The 22,723-nt window shown below is 74.4% G+C and carries 15 protein-coding genes and 1 pseudogene; 8 read left to right on the plus strand and 8 right to left on the minus strand.

Annotation, left to right across the window (positions count from 1 at the left end; translation table 11 throughout):
* Nucleotides 1–84: 84 nt before the first annotated feature.
* Nucleotides 85–1,593: a hypothetical protein gene (locus tag OG373_RS04975; protein WP_405436140.1), complete on the minus strand. Its 1,509-nt coding sequence runs from the start codon at nucleotides 1,591–1,593 to the stop codon at nucleotides 85–87.
* Nucleotides 1,594–1,908: 315 nt separating this feature from the next.
* Between OG373_RS04975 and OG373_RS04980 the strand changes: the two genes are divergently transcribed.
* Nucleotides 1,909–3,387 (plus strand): hypothetical protein, encoded by a 1,479-nt coding sequence (locus tag OG373_RS04980; protein ID WP_405436142.1) that lies wholly within the window; start codon nucleotides 1,909–1,911, stop codon nucleotides 3,385–3,387.
* A 15-nt stretch (nucleotides 3,388–3,402) separates the two neighbouring features.
* On the opposite strand, the gene OG373_RS04985 is transcribed toward OG373_RS04980, so the two are convergent.
* Both OG373_RS04985 and OG373_RS04990 read right to left on the minus strand, forming a co-directional pair.
* The gene (locus tag OG373_RS04985) at nucleotides 3,403–3,879 is read right to left on the minus strand and encodes a hypothetical protein (RefSeq protein ID WP_405436144.1); all 477 of its coding nucleotides are present in this window, start codon (nucleotides 3,877–3,879) and stop codon (nucleotides 3,403–3,405) included.
* Nucleotides 3,880–4,016: 137 nt separating this feature from the next.
* Nucleotides 4,017–6,173 carry a PIG-L family deacetylase gene (locus OG373_RS04990; protein ID WP_405436145.1) on the minus strand — a complete coding sequence of 719 codons (2,157 nt, stop codon included), beginning with the start codon at nucleotides 6,171–6,173 and terminating at the stop codon, nucleotides 4,017–4,019.
* Nucleotides 6,174–6,957: 784 nt separating this feature from the next.
* Here OG373_RS04990 and OG373_RS04995 point away from each other — a divergent pair.
* Nucleotides 6,958–7,785 (plus strand): hypothetical protein, encoded by an 828-nt coding sequence (locus tag OG373_RS04995; protein ID WP_405436147.1) that lies wholly within the window; start codon nucleotides 6,958–6,960, stop codon nucleotides 7,783–7,785.
* 71 nt (nucleotides 7,786–7,856) lie between these two features.
* Here the strand turns inward: OG373_RS04995 and OG373_RS05000 are convergent.
* Nucleotides 7,857–8,414 (minus strand): annotated as a pseudogene (locus tag OG373_RS05000) (nitrilase-related carbon-nitrogen hydrolase); the annotation flags it as partial.
* Nucleotides 8,415–8,522: 108 nt separating this feature from the next.
* Between OG373_RS05000 and OG373_RS05005 the strand changes: the two are divergent.
* On the plus strand, nucleotides 8,523–9,533 hold the full coding sequence (locus OG373_RS05005) for a LacI family DNA-binding transcriptional regulator (protein ID WP_405436149.1): 1,011 nt from the start codon (nucleotides 8,523–8,525) through the stop codon (nucleotides 9,531–9,533).
* A 10-nt stretch (nucleotides 9,534–9,543) separates the two neighbouring features.
* Nucleotides 9,544–10,041 (plus strand): NUDIX hydrolase, encoded by a 498-nt coding sequence (locus OG373_RS05010; RefSeq protein ID WP_405436150.1) that lies wholly within the window; start codon nucleotides 9,544–9,546, stop codon nucleotides 10,039–10,041.
* 19 nt (nucleotides 10,042–10,060) lie between these two features.
* Here the strand turns inward: OG373_RS05010 and OG373_RS05015 are convergent, their stop codons facing one another.
* Genes OG373_RS05015 through OG373_RS05025 form a run of 3 tightly spaced genes read right to left on the minus strand, consistent with a single transcriptional unit; the run spans nucleotide 10,061 to nucleotide 17,204 of the window.
* Nucleotides 10,061–11,017 carry an ABC transporter ATP-binding protein gene (locus OG373_RS05015; RefSeq protein ID WP_189969161.1) on the minus strand — a complete coding sequence of 319 codons (957 nt, stop codon included), beginning with the start codon at nucleotides 11,015–11,017 and terminating at the stop codon, nucleotides 10,061–10,063.
* Nucleotides 11,014–13,935 carry a hypothetical protein gene (locus tag OG373_RS05020; protein ID WP_405436152.1) on the minus strand — a complete coding sequence of 974 codons (2,922 nt, stop codon included), beginning with the start codon at nucleotides 13,933–13,935 and terminating at the stop codon, nucleotides 11,014–11,016. The genes OG373_RS05015 and OG373_RS05020 overlap by 4 nt, the downstream gene beginning before the upstream one ends.
* Nucleotides 13,932–17,204: an FtsX-like permease family protein gene (locus OG373_RS05025; RefSeq protein WP_405436154.1), complete on the minus strand. Its 3,273-nt coding sequence runs from the start codon at nucleotides 17,202–17,204 to the stop codon at nucleotides 13,932–13,934. The genes OG373_RS05020 and OG373_RS05025 overlap by 4 nt, the downstream gene beginning before the upstream one ends.
* 196 nt (nucleotides 17,205–17,400) lie before the next feature.
* On the opposite strand from OG373_RS05025, the gene OG373_RS05030 reads away from it, so the two are divergent.
* From OG373_RS05030 to OG373_RS05045, 4 genes are all read left to right on the plus strand, one after another.
* Nucleotides 17,401–18,144 carry an ABC transporter ATP-binding protein gene (locus OG373_RS05030; protein ID WP_397727816.1) on the plus strand — a complete coding sequence of 248 codons (744 nt, stop codon included), beginning with the start codon at nucleotides 17,401–17,403 and terminating at the stop codon, nucleotides 18,142–18,144.
* Nucleotides 18,145–18,351: 207 nt separating this feature from the next.
* A complete protein-coding gene (locus OG373_RS05035) occupies nucleotides 18,352–20,028 on the plus strand; it encodes an FAD-dependent oxidoreductase (RefSeq protein ID WP_405436156.1) in 1,677 nt (558 codons plus the stop codon).
* Entirely contained in the window at nucleotides 20,025–21,518 is a 1,494-nt protein-coding gene (locus OG373_RS05040; protein ID WP_405436158.1) for an ATP-binding protein, read from the plus strand. The genes OG373_RS05035 and OG373_RS05040 overlap by 4 nt, the downstream gene beginning before the upstream one ends.
* Nucleotides 21,515–21,868, plus strand: a complete 354-nt coding sequence (locus OG373_RS05045; RefSeq protein WP_405436160.1) for a UBP-type zinc finger domain-containing protein — start codon at nucleotides 21,515–21,517, stop codon at nucleotides 21,866–21,868. The genes OG373_RS05040 and OG373_RS05045 overlap by 4 nt, the downstream gene beginning before the upstream one ends.
* Before the next feature lie 25 nt (nucleotides 21,869–21,893).
* On the opposite strand, the gene OG373_RS05050 is transcribed toward OG373_RS05045, so the two are convergent.
* Nucleotides 21,894–22,634 carry a DJ-1/PfpI family protein gene (locus tag OG373_RS05050; RefSeq protein ID WP_405436162.1) on the minus strand — a complete coding sequence of 247 codons (741 nt, stop codon included), beginning with the start codon at nucleotides 22,632–22,634 and terminating at the stop codon, nucleotides 21,894–21,896.
* Nucleotides 22,635–22,723: the final 89 nt, after the last annotated feature.

Raw genomic sequence — 22,723 nt, forward strand, 5'->3', positions numbered from 1 at the left:
ACGCTTCAGGTGCCTGGCGAGTATGCGCAAACCGCTGTGCGGACGCATGCGCATTCCCTCGATCCCGGCGACCTGCTCGGCGGCTCAGAGGCGGTGTATCCGGTCGATGCCGTACCAGTCGGAGATGCAGGCCGCGACCCAGTCCCGTGCGTAGTCGGAGGTGTAGAAGGGCTCGGCCAGGTTTCCGATGTACATGGGCCGGTAGCCGAGGTCGGTGGCGCCGGCCGCGGCCTCGGTCCGGATGCGGGAGTTCTGGGCGTCCCAGACCACCGCCCGGGTGACCGTGACCGTGGTCAGCTGCTTGACGTTCGGGACGAGCACGGCGAGCGAGGCCAGCGCCAGTCCGGTCGCGGCCACGACGCCCACCGGCAGGGCCACGGCCGCGGTGCCGCGTTGCGCCAGGTACCGGCGGGCCCACGCGCCCAGCAGCACGCCGTAGACGCACAGTGCGAGTTCCATCGGTACGAGGTAGTTCGTCCAGGTACGGGCGTACGTCCACCCCGTCGGTCCGTAGCCGCTGCGCAGGCCCAGCACCACCGCGAACGACCCCAGCACGATCACAGGCACCGGGAGCAGCAACAGGGCTACGAGCATCCCCCGCGGGACGCCCCGCCGCGGGACGGCGCGGCCCGCCTCCCGCTTCCCGGACGCGGACGCGCCGATCCCCGCCGCGAGGCCCAGCAGGATCCCGACGGCGGCGGCTCCCAGGTAGGCCCACTGCCCGGTGACGGAGTCCCACATGCGCAGCCAGTCCTCGTAGGTGGCGCGGAGTTCGCCCGCGGAGAGCATGGACTCCCGGGCCGGCTGCTGGGCCCGGCGCCACCGGGCGCCGGGGGACGTGTAGAGCACGGTCAGACCGCAGACGAGCCCGGCACACCACAACAGGCACCAGGTGAACGGGTGCCAGGTCCGCGCCAGCTTGAAGGGGGGCAGGGTCAGCAGGGCGAGGGCGCCCGCGAGGAGGCCGCTGACGAGGGCGAAGGACTCGCTCAGGGTGCCGATCGCGAACCCGATGAGGAACGCCGTGGCGAAACCGCCCGCGCGTATGCCGGCCCGCGGTTGGCGGACGGTCCACACGGCCAGCAGGAGTGCCCACACTCCGATCACGCTCGGAAGGGTGTGGGAGATCGTGGCCGGCGCCCAGAGCAGCACCTGATAGGTGCGTGTTCCGCCGAAGTAGACCAGCGCCTGCACGGCCAGGGAGCCGGCGATCAGGAACAGCACGCGGGGTGGGCGACCGAGTTGCCGGAAGAACCGGATCCCGAGCAGGACCAGACCGGCGGTGAGGGCGACGACGATGACGGTCGGCAGGATCTTCACGCCGGCGAGTCCGTCTCCGTAGACGATGCCGCTCAGGAAGGCGTTGGTGATCCGGCCGTTCTGGGTCGTGTAGAAGTCGTGCGTGATGCCGAGGACCCCGAGGTCCCGGGACTTCCAGGCGGCGCACCAGTCGTCCGAGGTGGGCCGCACGTAGAGGCCGAGGAAGCAGCCGACGGCGATCAGCGCCCCGGCCGCCGCCGCGAGGCAGCCGCCCGCGACCGGCAGGAGCCGGCGGACGAACCGGCGATTGCCCTCGGTCGAAGCAGTGCTCATTCACCTGTCCTTCGCAGCGACGCGCGGCCGTTCCGGTCACCCCAATGTGCACGGCCCGCCGTCGGTCGGCATCCGCGAGGGGCTCGCCCGAACGGGTACCCGGCTCCTCGTCCCCTGCCGCACGGGGGGTGTTCGCCCCCCGCCGGGACCGTTGCTCCACTACTCCGTGCGAGAACCCGGGGCCGCGCCGCCGCCCCTCGGCCCCTCGGCCCTGCGGTCACCCGGGCGGCGGGTGTGTCGTGGCGGGCTCCGCTCCGCTGTCCCACGATGGGAGCCCCGGGGGCCGTGCGCGGAAGCCCGACAGAAGGAGTGGCGATGCCTGCTGCCCGGCTCGTGCGGTGGGCGGCCGTCATCGCGTCCCTCGCGAGCGTCGCCCTCCCGGTGTGCGTCGCCGGCAGCCCGGTCGGCCGCCCCGGGGGCGAGGACCGGCCGGTGTTCCTCGTCCGGCCCGTCGGGCACCAGAGCCACGGCGATGCCGAGGGGAACTACGCGCCGCTGTCGATGCTCGTCGCCCCCAGCGTCGGCCTCCTGGCCAACGCCACCGCTGCCGAGGGGGTCCCGCCGGCCGTCGCCGAGGGTGCCCGGTACGTCGGGCGGAGCCATGTACTGCGGCTGCTCTCCGGCCGGTGGAGGTACCTCCCCGCCGGCCGGACGGCGTCCGCCGTGGTGGCCGCGGAGGATCCGACGGCCCGGCTGCAGATCGCCGAGAGCCGCGCCTGGCTGGCCGCCGGCCGGGTGCCGGGCAGCTCGCCCGGGCAGCGCGCGGCGGCCGAGCGGGCCCTGCTGGCCATGCGAGGACTGCTCCGGCCGAACGGGGCGATGGCGGCGGGGTGGTCCCAGGGCTGGATGTACTCCTGGCCGCGCGACGCCAGCTTCGCCTCCGCGGCGTTCGCGCACACCGGGCACGATGCCGAGGCCTACCGGATCCTGCGCTACAGCGCCGCGACCCAGCGCGAGGACGGCACCTGGGAGGCGCGGACGAAGCTCGACGGATCGGGCCCGCCGGACGCCAGGAGGTGGCAGCTCGACGCCAATGGCTGGGTCCCCTGGGCGACCTGGCAGTGGTACCGGACGGCGCCCGTCCCCACCCGCGGTGCCCGGCTGGCCGGCCTGTACCCGATGATCCGCAAGGCGGCGGACCGCGCCGCGGCCTCGCTGGGGGCGGACGGCCTGCCTCCGGCCTCCCCGGACTACTGGGAGGTCATGACGACCACCGCGAACATCGGTACGGCCGCGCCCCTGCTGGCCGGGCTCAACGCCGCCGCGGACCTCGCCGACGAGCAGAACCGGCCGGGGGACGCGGCCCGCTGGACCCGCGCCGCCGGGCGCCTCTCGGCCGGGATTGCGAAGCGGTTCGCCCCGCTGGGCTATCAGCGCACCGTCGACGGGAAGCACGGACGGGACAGTGCGGTGGCCTTCATGGCGCCGCCCTTCAACTCGGCCCCGGCCGACCTGCCCCGGGCGCTGGACAGCACCTACGAGGCCTTGCTCCTGCCGAGCGGCGGCCTCACCCCCGGCAACGATCCGACGGCGCCCTGGGGTGCGTACGCCTGGACGCCCAGTACCGCGTTCTTCGCCCTCGCGTGGGCGGGCACGGGGCAGCCGGCGAAGGCCGGGCGGGTGCTGGACTGGGTCCTCTCCAAGCGGAACTCGCTCGGGGAGCTGCCCGAGAAGGTGAACCGGGCGGGCCTGCCCTCGTCGGTCGCACCGCTGGCCTGGACGGGCTCGATCGTCGTCCTGTCCCTGGTGGCACTGGACGGCAAGCCGCTCCCCACGCCGCCGTCGCGGTCGTAGGGGAGGTCCTGTCGATCAGACCGGATCCGTTCCGTCGGCGGGCGGCGGAGCGGTGCGCAGGCGCTCCAGCTCGGTGATCAGGCGCTGGTAGGCGAGTTCTTCCGCCGCCACGGCGCGCCGGAAGGGGAGGTAGTGCGGCTCCTGCCGGGACCGGGCCTCACGTCCGGCGGTGAAGCGCTGCTCCCGCGCCCGGTCCAGGTCGTTCATCGCGGCCACGGTCCGGACGTCGAGCAGCTTGTGATCCAGGACCTCGCCGAAGGCCCGCTCCGTCGGCACGGTCAGTGCGTCGAGATGCTTCGCGCAGCCCGCGGGGGTCGCAGTCGGGCCGCATCGCTCGTCGAGATCACGGGAGAGCGAGCTCAGGGTCGTCCCGAGCTCCGGGTACTCCCAGGCGGGCGCCGTGTCGTTCCTGCACCCGGCCGTCAGGGCGCCGAGGGCGGCTATGCAGGTCAGGGCGGCCGCGGAACGGTTCCTTGTGGATCTCCCGCGCACGCAGCGGCACGGAAGGCGAAGAAGGGTCATGGAAGCCCGATCGTCCGTCGGCCCGGGAGGGTACGGCCCCGATCCGCGAGGTGGTCCGACCGTCATCCTCACCCGCCCCGATCCGCCCTGCCACCGGGCGGCGCAGGTCATCGCGGGGGCTGGCCCCCGGCGGTGGCCGAGCCGGGGCGTCCGGCCTGGGCGAGCGTCCGGGGCTGGACCGCCCGGTGCCACGGGTCGGGGGTCCGGCTGCCGAGCGGCCCGGAGCCGCCCGCCGGAAGGGTCGTGATGACGTGCAGATCGGCGTCCAGGCCGAGGGCCGCCGCGACGGCCGTACCGGCCCCTTCGGCGATGCCCGCCGGGGCTCCCGTGTACAGCATCCGGGATTCCTGCCAGGCCTGCGGACCGCCGAGGCCCGCCACGCCGACCGTCCCCGCGCCCGCGCGGCCGGCGAGCAGGTCGCCCGCGATGCCCACCGCGCCGTAACCGCCGAGGCCGCCGGCCTCGGCGACCGGGGAGGACTCCGGCGCGGCCGCCCCGTCCACACGGGTCAGGCTCGTGGCGACGGTACCGAGGCCGGGCCGGCGGAAGAACACCCGGACGCCGTCGCCCTCGGGCCGCACCGAGAGCGATCCCGTGGTCTGGGGCAGTCCGGTCGCGAAGGGGCCGCCGTACGGGGCGCCCGGCGTCGGCCGGACCCAGGCCAGCACCGATCCGGCCGTGGCCGCGTACACGTGGCGCCGGCCCGACGCGTCGGTCGCGGTGACCGGGTCGCCCTGGAGGCCCGCGCCGCCCAGGGCCTGCCACGCGCCGAACTCGCCGCCCGGGGTCGTCTGCTCGCGGGCCCGGAGCGTACGCCGCGAGTCGCGTACGTACACCGTCATCCGGCCCTCCGGATCCACGGCGACGGACGGTCCGCTGATCGCCGAGGTGCCGGACCGGTCCACGGTGTCCGGGGTGCCCAGCGACTGCCACGGGCCGAATCCGCCGTCGACCTCGCTCTGGACGGCGTACACGATCTCCCGGCCGTAGTCCTGGGGCGTCGCGCCCAGGGTGGTGCGGGTGGCGAACACCGCGATCCGGCCGTCCCAGAGCCGGACGGCCGAGGCGCCGGAGTCGATGCCGTCGCCGGTCAGGAACTCGGGGCCCTGCCAGGGGGCCTGCGGGCCTCTGCGCGACCAGTACGCCATCCGGCCGTCGAGGGCGGCGAAGGCCCACAGCCGCCCGGAGACTCCCTCCGCCATCCAGGAGGTGCCGTCGCCGCGGCTGTAACGGATGGTCTGGCTCCAGCCGGCCCCGGCGGGCCGCGTCGCGGTCTTGCGGTCGCCGCAGCCGGCCGGGCTGCCGCACCAGTCCTGGTGGTCCATCCAGGCGTAGGTCTCGAGGTAGCCGAGCTTCTCCTCGGCCGTCTGCGGGTCGAGCGTCGGGGGGAGCGAGCTGTTCGGGTAGCTCACGTAGTTCTGGACCGAGAAGTGCGGGCGGTCCGCGGTCTTCGCGTAGCGCTCGGCGGCGGCCTGCACGAAGCGGGCGCCGTACATGTGGTCCTGGTGGTCGAGGAAGGCGCCGCCGCCCTCGGCCCGGCCGGGGGTCGGGTCCTGCGTGCGTATCGTCGTCGGGCGGTAGGCCTCGAACACGCCCGCGATCGCCGCCACGGCCTGGTCCTTGGTGTAGGTGAACGGGTCCTTGACCGGGGTTCCGGAGGTCAGCTGGGCCCCCAGGGCCGGTATGCGGCCGTCCCACAGGCCGCGCAGGCTGTCCGGGTTGTCCCCGGAGATGCTGCGGGCCTCGCGCAGCTCCATCCAGACCAGGTTGACCTGGGGCCGGGAGACCAGGACGTCCACCTCGGCGCTGCCGCCCCCGGCGGTGGGTACGGATTTCCGCTGCCAGGCGCTCGTACGGTCCCCGGTGGCCATCTGCGCGTAGGCGGCGCGTATGCCGTTCTGCCGGGCCTCCGCGTAGGCGGCGCGGTCCGCGGGTCCGGCGGCGTCCTGCAGGTGCGGGCTGTGGGCCTCGTTCCTGCCGTCCGACTCGCCGGAGGTCAGGTAGACGGTGGTGACCTTGATGCCCGTCGCTATGGAGCGGCTCAGGTCGGGGTTCATGAAGAAGAGGTCGTCGTCGGGGTGTGCGACGACCTGGAGGGCGGAGCCCTCGGTCACGCTCGGGCTGAGCACCACCTCGGGGGCCGTCGGCTGCACCTCGGCCCCGGTCCCGGTCCCCTGTCCGTAGGCCCAGGTCGTCACGCCGCCGACGCCGACGGAGAACGCGGCGAGCAGGGCCGCGAGTCGGGTGCGGCTGGCCAGGGACATGTACGGCGCCTCGGGGGTGGTCGGTCCGGTACGGGGATTCCGCCGGGAGGTCAGTCGGTGCCCCGATGGCTCCACTGCTTCCGGAGACGACCGGGGCCGATTATGTCCCGCCCGTTTGTGGCTGACACACCATCAAGTCGGTAATGACGGGAAAGCCGGTTGCGCTAGAAATGCTCAGAGATTGCCCTATTTGTCGCTTTCGCTGGATACGCCCGCCAATCCGGCCGGAATCGGCGTTTGCGCTGGCCACCAGCCGGTTTGCGCCACACCGACGGGCCGGCGAGCCCGTCGGCCCGTGGCGCCGCCACCCCCGCAAGTGGCGCATCGCACACCGCCCGCGGCGCGAACCGGCGGAGCCGAGCACGGCGTTCGACAGGGGGACCGACGTGATGGCGATCCATCCCGGCACGTCCGTACAGGGGGCGGAGCACGGGGCGGGCCCATCACGTTCGGAGCCTCGCCGTAGGTCACCACCGGGCGAGCCCGGAGGGGCCGGGGCGGGCGGCGCCGGGGCGGCCCGACCACCCCGGCCGTAGCATGGACAGAACGGCCCGAATGGGTCATTTCTTTACATCCCGCTCGGGCGGACCGAGTCGCTCGACCGGCCTGAGGACGATCGATGCCGATGAAGCACACCAGGGCTTGGCACTCACGCCACGGAATCCCCGCGATCACCGCTGCCGCGGCGGCCGCCACCGCGTGCCTGCTGTCCGGGGCCGCCGATCCGGGCAGACAGGCGGTTTCATGCCCCACGGCGCCACCGGACAGCTTCTGGCACGCGCCCGTGGACAGCCTCCCCGTGCACCCGGGCTCCGACCGGTACGTCGCCTCGATCGGTGCGGCCGAACCGCTCCACCCGGACTTCGGATCGGGACTGGTGGAAGGCCTGCCGTTCGGCATCCCCGTCACCGTCTCGGACACGACGGTGCCGGAATCCAAGGTGACCCTCGACTACGCCGAGGAGAGCGACACGTCCGGGTACCGGATCCCGCCGGACGCCAGGATCGAGAACGGCCCGGCGAGCGACGGAGACCGTCATGTCATCGTCTGGGACCGGGACCGGTGCAAGTCCTACGAGCTCTTCGACGCCCAGCGGCAGGGCCGCAACGCCTGGCACGCCGGCTCGGGTGCGATCTTCGACCTGCGGTCGAACGCCCTGCGGCCCGACGGGTGGACGTCGGCCGACGCCGCGGGCCTGGCCGTCCTCCCCGGCCTGGTGCGCTACGACGAGGCCGCCGGCGGGCGGATCGACCACGCGATCCGCATCACCGTCCCCCGCTCCGACCGGAGCTACCTCTGGCCCGCGCGGCACCAGGCGGGCGCGGCCTCGGACAGCTCACTGCCCCCGATGGGACTGCGGCTGCGCCTCAAGAGTTCGGTGGACACCTCACAGCTGGCCCCTCAGGCCAGGGCGGTGGCCGAGGCGCTCAAGAAGTACGGGGCCATCGTCGCGGACAACGGATCACCCTGGTACATCACCGGCGAGGAGAGCCCCCGTTGGGACAACTCCCAACTCGACGGGCTCAAGAACTTCAAGGGCTCGGACTTCGAGGCGGTCGACGCGTCCGGACTCCAGCAGTCCCCGGACTCGGGAGCCGTCGCACCACAGTGACCCCGGTCCGCGGCGGTTCCGTTCACGCAAGGAGGTCCGTACGCCCCCGCCCCGCGCCCGGGGGCTTCGCGTCAGCTCCGGGGCAGGGGGGCGCGGGGGGCATCGAGGCGTTCGGTGAGGCGACCGTACAGCTCGGGGCGGCGGGTGCGCATGAGGCCGAACTCCAGCCAGTCCCGGCGCTGGTCGAGGTCCAGGTCGGCGACGAGGACGGCCTCGCGGTCGCGCGGGGCGCGCAGCACGACGCGGCCGTACGGGTCGGAGACGAAGGAGGACCCGTAGAAGGTGGAACGCCCCTCGGTTCCGACGCGGTTGGGCACGATCATGAAGAGGGCGTTGGCCAGCCCGTTGGCGCTGATGGCGTGCTCCCACATGGGCCGGGTGTCGAAGTCCGGCAGGTCCACCTCGGAGCCGATGGCGGTGGGGTGGACGAGGATCTCGGCGCCGGCCAGCGCGTAGGCGCGGGCCAGCTCGGGGAACCACTCGTCCCAGCAGGTCGGGAAGCCGAAGCGGGCCCCCTCGTGGGCGACGACGGGGAATCCGCTGTCGCCGGGGCGGAAGCACAGGTCCTCGCGGTAGCCGGGGAAGGCGGGGATGTGGTTCTTGCGGGTCCGGGCGATCAGCCTGCCGTCGGAGTCGACGAGTCAAGGGGGGTACGCCGGAACGTTCCGGCACCGCATGAATGTAGACCTTGCCGGAACGTTCCGGCAAGGTCGGGGCGACCCTCTAGAATGCGGCGCGTGACCCCACCTGCCGTGACCCTGCTCGATGTCGCCCGCGCCGCCGGCGTCTCCAAGAGCACCGCCTCCGACGCACTCCAGGGCTCCGGGCGCGTCGCGGAGGCCACCCGGGACCGGGTCCGCGGGATCGCGGACGAGCTGGGCTACCGGCCCAACAGCGCCGCCCGCCGACTGCGCCGCGCCAGCACCGGAGCCATCGGACTGCACCTGCCGCAGACCGCGACCCGGCTGGACTACTACATGAACCTGGCCTTCGGGGCCGTCGAGCGTGCCCAGGAGGAGGGCCTGGACGTGGTCCTGCTCGCCCCCGCCGGCGCCGCCTCCGGCCCCCTCGCCTCGCGCGTCGACGGGCTGCTCGTGATCGACCCCGAGGTCGGCGACAGCGCGGTCCCCGGGCTGCTCGACGCGGGCGTCCCGGTGGTCACCGGTGAGCGCTACCTCGGCCCCTCCCCCGCCCCCGCCGGCGCGGTCGTCTGCGACAACGTCGCCTCGCTGACCGCCCTCCTGGACCACGTGCGCGATCGCGGCGCCCGCCGCCCCGCCCTCCTGGCCCCCGCGGGCGCCTCAGCATGGGCGGCGGCCCTGCGCGGGACGGCTGCCGCCTGGGGTGCCTCGTACGGGACCGAAGTCGCCCTGCGTACGGTGCCGTTCGCCGCGACCGCGGCCGACGCGGAGGCCGCCACCCGCGGGCTGCTCGCGTCCGACCCCGGGATCGACGCCGTGCTGTGCGCGCCCGACGGTGCGGCCCCCGGAGCCCTGCGCGCCGCGGCCGCCCTCGGCCGCACGGCCGGCATCGACCTGCTGGTCGCGTCGTGCGTCGACGGTGTCGCGAACCGGGGCGCGAACCCGCCCGTCACGGCGGTCGACCTGCGCCCCGCGGCGTACGGGCGGGCCTGCGCGGAACTGCTCTGCGACATCCTCGCCGGCCGCGCGGAGCCCGACACCGTCCGGCACCACACCTGGGCCCTCGAGACCCGGCCGTCCACCACCGGCGCCGGCCGGGAACCCTGAGCTGTCGCCCATGCCTACCCGTCAGCCGTCGTTCAGCGTGGACCCCGCCATCGTGCTGCCCGTTCCCGCACCCGGCGAGATCTGGACCGTCGGCGCCGTCATCCTCAACCAGGACGGCGAGGCGTTCGCGCAGAAGCGGAGCCCGGACCGCCGTCTCTTCCCCGACTCCTGGGACATCGTGGGCGGCCATGTCGAGGCCGGGGAGACGCTCCTGGAGGCGCTCGCACGAGAGGTCGAGGAGGAGACCGGCTGGCGCCTGCGCCATGTGCGGCGGTCCCTCGGCGCCACCACCTGGACCGGGGACGACGGCGCCGGACTCCGCCATGAGGCCGACTATCTCGTCGAGGTCGAGGGCGACCTGTACCGTCCCGCGCTTGAACGGTCCAAGCACTGCGCCTACGGCTGGTTCGGCCCGGACGACCTCGACCGCCTCAAGGAGAACCGTCTCCCCGGGGAGTTCCTGATCCACGACCTGATCGCACGGGCCGTACGCCGGCATCCGGCGTGATCTTCCAGGCAGACACGACCTAGCTCCGGTCCGGGCGCAGTTCGATGTGGTCCGGGGCCAGGTCGACCGCCACGCGGTGCTCCATGCCCAGGGCCTCCAGGAACTTCGGCGGGAGCTGGACGCGCCCCGAGCGGTCCAGGACGACGTACTCGCGTTCGCTGATCGACTCCTCGCCGTGCTCGTCGGTGACGAGCCGGCGCAGGACCTCGCTGCTGGTGCGGCCGTCGCGGATCGCGACGGTGCGGCGGACCTCGCCCGCCACCATCGGGTCGTGCGTCACGATGACCACCGTCACGCCGAGTTCCTTGTTCACCGTGCGGAAGGTCTCGAAGACCGCCCCGGCCGTCTCCGAGTCCAGTTCGCCGGTGGGTTCGTCGGCGAGCAGCACCTTGGGGTCGTTCGCCATCGCCACGGCGATCGCGACGCGCTGCTGCTGGCCGCCGGACAGTTCCGCCGGGCGCCGGTGCGCCAGGTCGCCGATCCCGAGGGCCTCCAGGATCTCCGCGACCCGGGCGGCCCGGCGGGCGCCCGCGCCGCGGCGGGGGCTGTCGCCCTTCAACTGCATGGGCAGGGCGACGTTCTGGGCGGCCGTCAGGAAGGGGAGCAGGTTGCGGGCCGTCTGCTGGAAGACGAAGCCGACCGCCTCGCGCCGGTAGCGCAGCCGGTCCCGCGCCGACAGTTCCAGCAGGTCGTAGCCGGCGACCGCCGCGCTGCCCGCCGTCGGGACGTCCAGGCCCGCCAGGATGTTCAGCAGGGTGGACTTGCCGCTGCCCGAGGCGCCGACGAGGGCCATCAGGTCGCCCTGGTCGACCGTCAGCTCCAGCCCCTGGAGGGCCTGCACCTCGATGCCGTCCTGGCTGAAGATGCGGACCAGGCGGTCACAGGCGATCGCGGCGTCCGCCGCCGGGGTGCGGGGCTCCGCGGCGGCCGTCGCCCGGCGGCGGAGCTCCTCGTACGTCGGCTGGTCGGTGTTCAACGCTGGTCTCCCGCTCTCAACTCGGTGGTGATCTGCCGTCGCCCGGATGTCGCCGCCTCGACGCACACGGCCGCGGCGACCAGGGCGGCCAGGCCCAGGGCCTGGGTCAGTACGGGCCCCGCCGTGAGCCGTACTCCGTTCGGCACCTGCGCGCCGACCAGCGTGGACAGGTCCATCGCCGGGCCCAGCAGGGCCACGGCGGCCGCCGCCACCAGGGCTCCGCCCAGCGTCGCGGCCAGGGTCTGCGGCAGGGTTTCGGCGAGGATCAGCGCCACGCCCTGCCTGCGGCGCAGCCCCATGGTGCGCAGCCTGGCCAGCAGCGCCGCGCGTTCCGGGACGGTCCGCATCAGCGTCAGGAGTACGGCCAGCAGCGCGAAGCCCGCCGCCCCGGCGACGGCGGCCCAGAACAGGCGCTGTGCCGAGCGCTGGAGCGGATCGGCGCCGAGTTCGGTGACGGCGTCGGCGCTGGTGCTGACGGGGTACACCTCGTCGGCCGGGATCGGGGCCGGGCCCGTGGCGGAACCGGAACCCGGGATCGGCGCCGGGGCCGGGGCGGGAGTCGCGGACGGCGCGGGGAGCCTGGAGCGGACCAGCGCGCGCAGCCGGTCCCCGTCGACGGGGCCGAGGCCGAACCACCGGTTGGGGCGGTCGGCGCCGCCCATGAGGGCCGTCGTCGCGGCGCTTGCCGGCAGGACCACGGTCGCGGCGTCCCGGGCCGGACGGGCCGGGGTGCAGTCGATCACGCCCACGACCCGTGCCCGGAGCTGGCCGCCCTCTCCGGGCAGCACCGTGTACGTGCCGCCCTGCGCGGCCTGTCCGGCGAGGCCCGCGCTGAACAGGGCGGGCACCGGGGCGTCGGCGGGCTGTGTGCCACTGGTGGCCAGCAGGGCGGGGTCGAAGGAACCGCAGCCGAGGACCCGGGACAGTTCCGCGTACGCGGCAGGTTCGGCAACGACGACGGTGACCTGGCTGGAACGCTGGGCCGTGCCGAGGACCGAAGAGTCGTGGTCGATCCACAGCGGTACGGAGGTCCGTACGCCCGGCAGCTCGCCCGCGGCCTTCGCGAGCCCCTGCGGGAGCGGGGACTTGCCGTAGGCGGAGATCGCCGCGTCGCCCCCGACGGTCAGCCGGGCCACTCCCAGCCGGGAGGAGTCCACCGACTCCAGGACGGCGGCGCCGAATCCCCCGGTGGTGATGGCGAGGAGCAGCGCGACCATCGGCAGGACCGAGGGGCCGGTGCGGCCGCGGGCCCGGGTGCCGGTCGACGCCGGGCCGCGGGCGGCCCGGGCCAGTCCCAGGAAGCCGACCAGTCCGGAGCGGCGGCCGGCCGCCCGGGCGAGCCGGCCGGTCACCACCGGCTGGAGCCGGGCCAGCAGCAGCCCCCCGGACAGGGCGAGCAGCAGCGGGGCCGCGATCAGCAGCGGGTCGAGGTCGCTGCCGGGCGGGGCGACCCCGCGGCGGCGGACCTCCAGTACGGCGGCGGCGGTGGCGACGAGGACGAGCAGTTCGGCCACGGGCCTGCGCCACCGCCCGGCCGGGCGGGCCGGGGACAGCAGTACGGCCGCCCGTACGGGAAAGGCCAGCAGGGCGAGCAGGGCGACGGCCGCGGCCGAGAGCAGGGCGGGTGCGAGCCGGGGCGTGGGCAGCAGCAGGACGGCCAGTGCGGTGGCGGCCGCGGCCGCCGGGAGCACGGTGACGGCGCCCTCGCCGAGGAGCCGGCCGACGATGGCGGCGCGCGAGCCGCCGCGGGCCAGCAGCAGCCGCAGTTCGGCGTCACGCCGGTCGGCGGCGAGCGCGCCGGCCAGGCACAGGACGACGAAGGCGACGCCGCCGACCCCGGCGGGTCCGATCGCGGCGAGCGGCGCCGCGGCCTGGGTGCGGACGCGGGCCTGTTCGAACAGCTCGGGCAGCCACGAGGTGGTGTGCAGCCGGGCGCGGCCGGTCTCCCGGGCGAGGCCGGCGGCGGTGGGTCCGGCGATGTACGAGGCGACCTCCTCCCGCGTGGCGTCGAGCCGGTCGGCCCGCAGGCGGCCGACGTCCACCGGCAGCCGCCAGAAGTCCTCGGCGGTGCGGCTCCAGGTGGCCATCCGGTCGAGATCCCCGGTTCCGACCAGGGCGTCGGCGTGCCAGGAGAGGTTCTCCCCGTCGTAGTGCTCGCAGGCGCGGGCGATACATCCCAGGTTGTCCACCCAGAAGTCGTCGGTCTCGTCGAGGACCGCGAAGAGGCCGACGACCTCGACGGACGGTGTGCCGTCGACGCGGGTCGCGCTCTTCAGGACCGATCCGACGCGGGCACCGAGGGTCGCGGCTGCCTTCTGCGACAGGACGACCTCCAGGGGCGCCATCTCCCCGGGGGCGCCCCGGGGCGGGGCGGTGGGTGTGCTGCTCGGCCAGCGCCCCTGCGCCAGCTCGACGTGCGACTCCGCCTCGCGGACGTGCAGGAGGTCCATGGCGGGCGGGATGCCGGACGGGCGGGACAGTTCCGGATTCAGCAGCGGCTGCCGCTTGGTGGTGCGTGTGCCGTGGACCGTCTCGTCGGGGTCCACGTGGAAGGTGGAGCCCGTGGGGGCGAGGAGTTTCTCCAGGGTGGCGTCCAGGGCCTGGGCGCTCTGGCCGGTCTCCGGGGCGGGCGCGGTCACCTGCAGGCTGGTCCTCGCCGATCCGCTGTGCTCGAGGAAGGATCGCAGGGCCTGGTCGGCGCCCCGGTCCTGGGCCCGCGGCAGCGCGGCGGCCAGCAGCACGGCCACGAAGGCCAGTGCGGCCCCGAGCACGGTGCCCAGCGGCGCCGCCCGCAACCGGGTCCGGACCCAGGGCGCGGGCCGCGGTGCGGCGGCCGACGACGCAGCGGCCGACGACGTCGCGGCGCTCGACGACGGCGGGGTGGCGGACGGCGGGGTGGCGGACGGCGGGGTGGTCACATCTCCTCCACGGGACGCAGCCGGGCGGCGATGTCGCGGCCCCGGGGGCCGCTGAGCGCGGCCGACAGCAGGGGTACGGCTGCGATGGCGGCGACCGTCAGTACGGTCTGCCAGAGCGGCATGTCCACATGTACGGGCGGGAAGGGCCGCCCGGCGGCGGGTGTCAGTACGACCAGGGGTGCCATCAGATGGATGAGGGCGATCCCCAGCCCGGTCCCGACCGCGGTCCCGATGGCGATCAGTACCCCGCCCTCGGCGGCGGACGCGAGGGCCAGCGAGCGGCGCGGGGTGCCGAGGGCGAGCAGGACCGAGAACTCCCGGCCGCGCACCCGCCGTTCGGCGGCGGTGGAGGTCGCGAAGCCGATGGCCGCCAGGACCGCGCAGGCGGCGGCGAGGGCAGCCAGCGCGCTCTGCGGGCCGGCGCTCAGCGGGTCGTCGAGCAGCCGCTCGGTGATCTCCTCGCGCAGTTGGACGCGTTCGATACGGGCGCCCTCGCGCAGCCGGGCCGCCGCGCGGGCCGGTACCGGGTCGGCGGCCGAGGCCGCGGGCAGCCACCATTCGGTGGGCGAGGCGGGCTGCCGGCCGGTGGACTCCAGCAGGAACCGGCCGAGTACGTGCAGGTCGACGGCGAGCGCCGACCGGCCGGCCACGGGGAGGGAGTCCACGGAGGCGGTGATCCGCATCGGGACGTTGGCGCCGTCCAGCGTGACGGGGACCGTATCGCCCACGGAGGCGCCCAGGGACCGCAGGTAGCGGGTGGTGGCGACGGCCGCGACGGCGTCGGCGGGCGGCGCGGCCGGCGCCGGGAACAGCACGGTGTTCACGCCCTGCAGGGTGCCGAAGCCGCCCCAGTAGCGCAGTCGCAGCAGTTCCGTGGAGCCGTCGGGTACCGGGGTCGGCTCGGGGGCGCGCGGGGAGCCCGTCCCCTGCAGGGGCGAGGAGCGCCAGCCGCCGGTGGCGGGGGGTACGGCGATGTTCGCGGCGGCCCCTTCGGCGGTGTCGGAGGCGGCGATCCCGCGCACGGTCAGTTGGCTGCCGTCGCCCGGATGGTCGCCGTCCCCGGCGTATGAGAGGCGTATCCCCGCCAGGGTCAGCGGGGTGGCGGCGGATCCGACCGGGGCGCCGGTCAGCGCGTCCAGGAGGAAGGGCAGGGTGGCGTCGCCGCCTGCGGGCAGGGTGACCGAGGCCGTTCCGTAGGTGGCTCCGAACCGGTCGCGCAGCAGCAGGCTCACGGCCGCCCAGCTGATGCCGGAGGACCGTACGGACACGGCGAGGTCGATGCGGCGCGGAGAGCCGGGCAGGGCGACGCCGGGGCCGGCGGGGGCGGGTTCGGTTCCCGCGGCGAGCGGTGCGAACAGCTCGCGCATCGTGTGGCCGTCGCGCAGGTCCGCGCGCAGCGGTACCCGTTCGCCCACCTTGGCGGCGTCCAGCGCGACGATGTCGGCGGGCTGTCCGTCCGGCAGCTTCTGCTCGCGGCGGACCACCGGGACGAGGCGGTCGCCGCCGGGCAGGGCCGCATAGCGTCCGCCCTGCCCCATGGGGGACATGCTGCTGCCGGAGATCCGCAGGCCGCCCGCGGTCGCGAAGTCGGCCTGGTCGCGCTGGGAGGCGGACCAGGCGGCGTGCTGGCCGAGGGCCAGGATCCCGCTGGAGACGGCGAGTACGAGCAGCAGCACGGGCCCGGTGGCCCGGCCGGGCCGTCGGGCGAGCTGCCAGCCGAACAGGGCCGGGGCCAGGCTCCGGCCGCGCGCCGCCAGCCGTCCTCCGGCGCGCGCGGCGAACGGCAGAAGCCGCAGGACCAGCAGGGTGCCCGCGCACAGGGCCAGCGCCGGGGCGGCCACCAGGACCGGGTCGACGCCGAGCCCGGAGGCGTCGGGTGCGGGGACGTCCGTACCGCCGTACTGCGCCAGTTGCTGGTAGCCGAGGACGGCGAGGACGACGACGGCCAGGTCGACGCCGGAGCGGGCGGCGCCGGTCACCAGGGCCTGCCGGCTGCCCACGCGGCGCAGTACGGCGGCGGAGGCGCCGCGCAGGACGGAGGGCAGGGTGGTCAGCAGGACGCAGGCCAGGGCGCAGCCGGCGGCCACCGGCCAGACCAGCCAGGTGCCCGGTATCTCCAGGTGGACCCGCCCGAGCGGGCCGAACCGGCCGAACAGCCGGAGCAGGGGCGGTGTGAGCAGGGGGGCCAGGACGGCCGCGGGCAGGGCGAGCAGCAGTGACTCGGCCGCGGTCAGCGCGCCGAGGCGGCGGCGGGAGGCTCCGCGCGCGGTGAGCAGGACCCGCTCCGGTTCCTGCCGGACGGTCAGGATGTGTGCGACGAGCAGCAGGGCGGCTGTGGAGAGTACGGCGAGCTGGAGCGCGCCCATCAGGAGGGTGGACCGGGCGACGACCGTGCCGGCCCGCAGCTCGGCCAGCAGTTTCGGCAGTTCGGTGGCGGTCCGCAGGGAGCTCGCGCGTTCGAGGGCGGCGCCGGCGGGTTCGGTCGCGGCCCGGACGGCCTCGGCCTCGGAGCCGCTGACCGTGCGCAGGTCCGGGGTCAGCAGCGTGAGGCGGTGGTTCTGCAGGAGGCCGCCGGTGGTGAAGGCGCTGTCGTCCACCAGCAGCGGGCCGTAGATGGCGAAGGTGTCGGCCTGGACCTCACGGCCGCCGAGCGGGTCGAGCCGCCAGTACGCGGCGTCCGGGTCGGCGGCCCGGTACACGCCGGTGACCAGCACGGTCAACGGCGGCCCGCCGAACCGGTCGTCGAGGCGGACCGGTGCGGGCAGTGCGGATTCGGCCAGGCCGAGCCGTACGAGCGCCGCGCGCGGCACGGCCACCTGGGTCGGGGCCGCGGGGGCGGGCGTACCGGTGGGTGCGGCGACCGGAGCGGGCCACTCGCCGGCGAGCAGTTGTACGTGGTCCCGGCCCAGGGCGGCGAGCACGGTCAGGTCGGCGTCGCGGCCGGATCCGGCGGCGCCGGGGAGCCCGTAGGACCGGCTGCGGGCCACGCTCTCGGCGGCCACCGGCAGCCGTCCGAACACCTCGTGCGCGAAGGTCCGTACGGACTCGTCGTCCTTGGCGCGGGAGGAGGCGGGACGGCCGCTGGTGATCACGACCGTGGTCCGTGGCTGTTCGGCGCCGGTGAGGGCCCTGCGCAGCCCCTCCTCGCCCACCCCTCGGGTGAACGCCGTCAGCGCGGTCAGCGTGGTCGCGGTGATCAGTACGGTGAGCAGTACGGCGACCGCGAGCGGCCATCGCCCGCGCAGTCGGCGCACGACGAAGCCGAGCACGTCTTGAATTCCTCCCCCGTCCGGACCCTCGGTACCGGATAGCGGACGATGTTTTCAGAAATGCTCGATTGAGGGAAGGGTCTTGCGTGATTGGTGCGACAGATGCGCAAATGCGACCAGGAAGCTGCAACAGCAGGGTGTGCGGGACGAGGGGCCGGGCGCCCCATACGGACAACGCGACGGGGGAACAGACGCGATGAGGGACCACCAGGAACAGGAACCGGCCACGGTCGCGACGGCGGTGCGGGAGGGCGACGGCTCGCCGATCGTGGTGGTGGACGACGTGCACCACAGCTTCGGCAGCGGGCCGCAGGCCGTGCACGCCCTGCGCGGCGTGTCCTTCGAGGTCCGCCGCGGCGAGCTCACCGCCCTCAGGGGCCGGTCGGGCTCCGGCAAGACCACCCTGCTGAACCTCGTCGGGGGCCTCGACACCCCGACCGGCGGCCGGATCACCCTCGACGGCACCGACCTGGCGGACCTCGACGAGCCGGGCCTGCTCGCCCTGCGCCGCGACCGCATCGGCTTCGTCTTCCAGTCCTTCGGCCTGATACCCGTGCTCACCGCCGCCGAGAACGTCGGCGTGCCGATGCGGCTGCGCCGCGTCCCCGCCAGGCTCCGCGAGGAGCGCGCCCGGACCCTGCTCGCCCTGGTCGGGCTCGCGGACCACGCCGAGCAGCGCCCCGGCGAACTCTCCGGCGGCCAGCAGCAGCGCGTCGCGGTGGCCCGCGCCCTGGCCAACGACCCCGACCTGATCATCGCCGACGAACCCACGGGCCAGCTGGACTCGGAGACCGGCCGCTCGGTCATGGAACTGCTGCGCGCGGTGGTGCGCAGCGAGTCGGTCACCATCCTGGTCGCCACCCACGACCCGAACCTGATCGAACTCGCCGACCGGGTCGTGGAGCTGCGCGACGGCCGCATCGTCGACGCCGGCGCGTGAGCCGGTGGCCGGGCGTCCCCCGGCCCCTGCCCGGCCCGAGGCAGGCCGCCGCAGGCTGTTGACCAGGAGCGACCGGGTGTGTACCGGGAGCGCACCACCCGCGCCGTCCCGGAGCGCTCCCGCAGGATCGACCATACGATGGGCGGGAACCGGCGCCGGGCGGCTCGCCGTGCCGCCCGCCCAGAGCACTCGGGGTGGAGACGACGTATGGCACAGGCCGCCGACACAGCGCGGACCGTCATCCTGACCGTGGACGACGACCCGGGGGTCTCCCGGGCCATCGCCCGTGACCTGCGGCGCCGCTACGGGGCCGAGTACCGGATCGTGCGCGCCGAGTCCGGCGACTCCGCGATGGAGGCGCTGCGCGAGCTGAAGCTGCGGGGCGACCTGGTGGCGGTGATCCTGGCCGACTACCGCATGCCGCAGATGAACGGCATCGAGTTCCTCGAACAGGCCCTCCAGGTGTACCCGGGTGCGCGGCGCGTGCTGCTGACCGCCTACGCCGACACCAACGCGGCCATCGACGCGATCAACGTCGTCGACCTCGACCACTACCTGCTCAAGCCCTGGGACCCGCCGGAGGAGAAGCTCTACCCGGTCCTGGACGACCTGATCACGGCCTGGCGCACCAGCGACTACCGGCCGGTGCCCGCGACCAAGGTGGTCGGGCACCGCTGGTCGGCGCGCTCCTCGGACGTACGGGAGTTCCTGGCCCGCAACCAGGTGCCGTACCGCTGGTACTCCTCCGACGAGCCGGAGGGGCAGCGCCTGCTGGAGGCGGCCGGGGCGGACGGGCAGCGGCTGCCCCTGGTGGTCACGCCGGAGGGCACCGCGCTGATCGAGCCGGAGGCGCCCGAGCTGGCCGCCCACGTGGGGCTCGCGACGACGCCGACGGCCGAGTTCTACGACCTCGTGGTCATCGGCGGCGGCCCGGCCGGGCTCGGCTCGGCGGTGTACGGGGCCTCGGAGGGGCTGCGCACCGTACTGGTCGAGCGGTCGGCGACCGGCGGTCAGGCCGGCCAGAGCTCCCGCATCGAGAACTACCTCGGCTTCCCGGACGGCGTGTCGGGCGCCCAGCTCACGGACCGCGCCCGCCGCCAGGCCGGCCGGTTCGGCGCCGAGATCCTCACGGCGCGCGAGGTCACGGGGCTGGAGGTCAACGGCGCGGCCCGCGTCGTCCACTTCTCGGACGGCTCGACCATCGCCGCCCACAGCGTCATCCTGGCGACGGGTGTGTCGTACCGGCAGCTCCACGCTCCGGGCTGCGACCAGTTGACCGGCTGCGGGGTGTACTACGGCTCCTCCCTCACCGAGGCGGCCTCCTGCCAGGGCCAGGACGTCTACATCGTGGGCGGTGCCAACTCGGCCGGGCAGGCGGCGATGTACCTGGCGCGGGGCGCCAAGTCGGTGACGCTGCTGGTGCGCGGCGAGTCCCTGGCCTCGTCGATGTCGTACTACCTGATCCAGCAGATCCAGGAGATGCCGAACATCACGGTGCGCACCCGGACGGTCGTCGAGGCCGCGCACGGCGACGGTCACCTGGAGCAGCTGACGCTGCGGGACGTGGACAGCGGTGCCACCGAACTCGTCGACGCTCAGTGGATGTTCGTCTTCATCGGCGCCGCTCCGCTGACCGACTGGCTGGACGGGACGGTGCTGCGCGACCGGCACGGCTTCATCCTGGCCGGACCGGACCTCACCCCGGACGGTCGGCCGCCGGCCGAGTGGGAACTGGACCGGCCGCCCTACCACCTGGAAACCAACATTCCCGGCGTGTTCGTGGCGGGCGACGCGCGCGCCCAGTCCGCGAAGCGCGTCGCGTCCGCCGTCGGCGAGGGAGCCATGGCCGTGATGCTCGTCCACCGGTATCTGGAGCAGTCATGAGCGCACAGGTCATGCCGTGCAGCCCGCAGGAGATCGCCTCACTGTTCCTGTTCGAGAAGCTCACCCCGGAGCAGCTCGGACGGCTGTGCGCCGAGGGGCGGGTGGAGCGGTTCGACGCCGGCCCCGTGTACACCGAGGGCTCCCCGGCCACCTGCTTCTACGTGATGATCGAGGGCACCGTCGTGCTGTTCCGCCGGGTCGGCGGCGACGACGTCGAGGTGAGCCGCACCTCGCAGCGCGGCGTGTACGCGGGAGCCATGCAGGCGTACCTCGGCGACCAGGTGCCGCAGACGTACACCAACTCGATGCGGGTCACCGAGCCGACGCGGTTCTTCGTGCTGCCCGCGCAGTCGTTCGCGGACATCATGCAGGAGTGGTTCCCGATGGCGGCGCACCTGCTGGAAGGGCTGTTCTTCGGCTCCAAGAACACCCAGCGGGCGATCGGGCAGCGTGAACGGCTGCTGGCGCTCGGATCGCTGTCCGCCGGTCTCACCCACGAGCTCAACAACCCGGCGGCCGCGGCCGTCCGGGCCACGGCGACGTTGCGCGAACGGGTCGGCAAGATGCGCCACAAGCTGGCCCACATCTCCCAGGGCCAGTACTCGCGCGAGGTGATCGCCGACCTCATCGAGATCCAGGAGCGCACCGTCGAACGCGTCGCGAAGGCGACGGCGCTCAGCCCCCTGGAGGCCTCCGACCGGGAGGACGAGCTCGCCGACTGGCTCGACGACCACGACATCGCGGAGGGCTGGCGGATCGCGCCGGCCTTCGTGCAGGCCGGACTGGACACGGACTGGCTGGACCAGGTCGCGGCGACCGTGGCCGAGGAGATCCTGCCGTCGGCGATCGGCTGGCTCAACTACACGGTCGAGACCGAGCTGCTGATGGACGAGATCGACGATTCCACCACCCGCATCTCCCACCTCGTGGACGCGGCCAAGCAGTACTCGCAGCTCGACCGCGCCCCGTACCGGGTCGTCGACGTCCACGAACTCCTCGACAGCACCCTGCTGATGCTGTCCGGCAAGATCGGCTCCCGGGTGCGGGTGGTCAAGGACTACGACCGCTCCCTGCCCGACGTGCCCGCCTACCCGGCGGAGCTCAACCAGGTGTGGACCAACCTCATCGACAACGCCGTCTTCGCCATCGGGAGCACGGGCGGCGAGGGCACGCTGACGGTCCGCACGGCGCGGGAGGGCGACCGTCTGCTGGTCGAGTTCCGAGACAGCGGACCCGGTATCCCGGCGGACATCCGCAGCCGCATCTTCGACCCCTTCTTCACCACCAAGCCGGTCGGCGAGGGCACCGGGCTCGGCCTCGACATCTCCTGGCGGATCGTCGTCAACAAGCACCACGGCAGCCTCCAGGTCGAGTCCGCCCCGGGCGACACCCGCTTCCAGGTGCTGCTGCCGCTGACCGCCCCGGACCCCGCAACCGAGACCGCGGCAACCGAGACTGCCGCGACCGCCACCGCCGAGGAGCCCGCATGACCGACATGAACGGTATCGACCCGAGCGCCCCGCCCACCGGCACCGGCTGCGTCGAGTGCGACGAGCTCGGCGGCTGGTGGTTCCACCTGCGGCGCTGCGCCCAGTGCGGCCACATCGGCTGCTGCGACTCCTCCCCCGCCCAGCACGCCACCGCCCACTGGAAGTCCACCGGCCACCCGCTGGTGCAGAGCTTCGAGCCGGGCGAGGAGTGGTTCTGGAACTACGACACCGACGCCCTGTACGACTCCGGCCCCCGGCTGACACCGCCGAGCGACCGCCCGGCGGACCAGCCGTCCCCGGGCCCGGCCGACCGGGTCCCCGAGGACTGGACCCTGCGCCTCCACCGCTGACCTGCGACTGCCGGTACCGCTACCGCTACCGCCGTGGAACCGGGGGCGGGGTCCACACCGTGCCGCGGGCCTCGTACTCGAGCATGGCCTCCACGCCCGTCGCCGCGTCGGCGCCCAGTTCGCGGCGTACGAGCCACAGCGCGAGGTCCAGCCCCGATGTGATGCCGCCCGCGGTGACGAGGTCGCCGTCGTCGACCACCCGGGCGTTCTTCAGGAGCCCGCCCTGCTTCTCCAGGTCCGGGCGGGCCCTGTGGTGGGTGGTGCAGGGCCGGTTCGTGGCCAGCCCGGCGGCGGCCAGCAGCATGGTGCCCGTGCAGACCGCGCCGATGGTGAGGCCGGGGCGTACCGCCGCGGCCAGCTTCCGGGGCAGAACGCCGCTGCGGATCTCGGCCCGGACCCCGGGAGCGTCGGGGCGCGCGTAACCTCCGCCGGGTACCAGGAGGACGTCGGCCGTGCGCGGATCCCAGGCGCCGTCGACAGCCACCCTCGTGCCGTAGGCGGCGCGTACGGTACCCGGACCACCGGCCGTGACGTAGCGGACCTCGACCTCCCGGTCCGTGAAGAAGCGGGCCGCGCAGAACACCTCGTAGGGCGCGGCGAAGTCGAGCTCCTCCACCCCTTCGTACATCACGACGTGCACGCGCAACGGCCCCGCCGGCTTCCCGGCGGACCGGGGTTCCGCCGCGGCGGCCACCCCGGACACACCCGCCAGGGTGGCCGCGGCCCCCACCACGACCGGGGCGCGGAGCACGTTCCTGCGATTCATCCGATGGTCCCTTCCGATGACTTGGGCCGGCAGCCGTTGCGCACCAGGAGTCGGGGCCGTGGGCGGCCGGGTTCCCGGGCCGGGCTGTG

Origin of the sequence: Streptomyces avidinii (assembly GCF_045161815.1) — a bacterium.
In the GTDB taxonomy this organism is placed as follows: Bacteria; Actinomycetota; Actinomycetes; order Streptomycetales; family Streptomycetaceae; genus Streptomyces; species Streptomyces avidinii.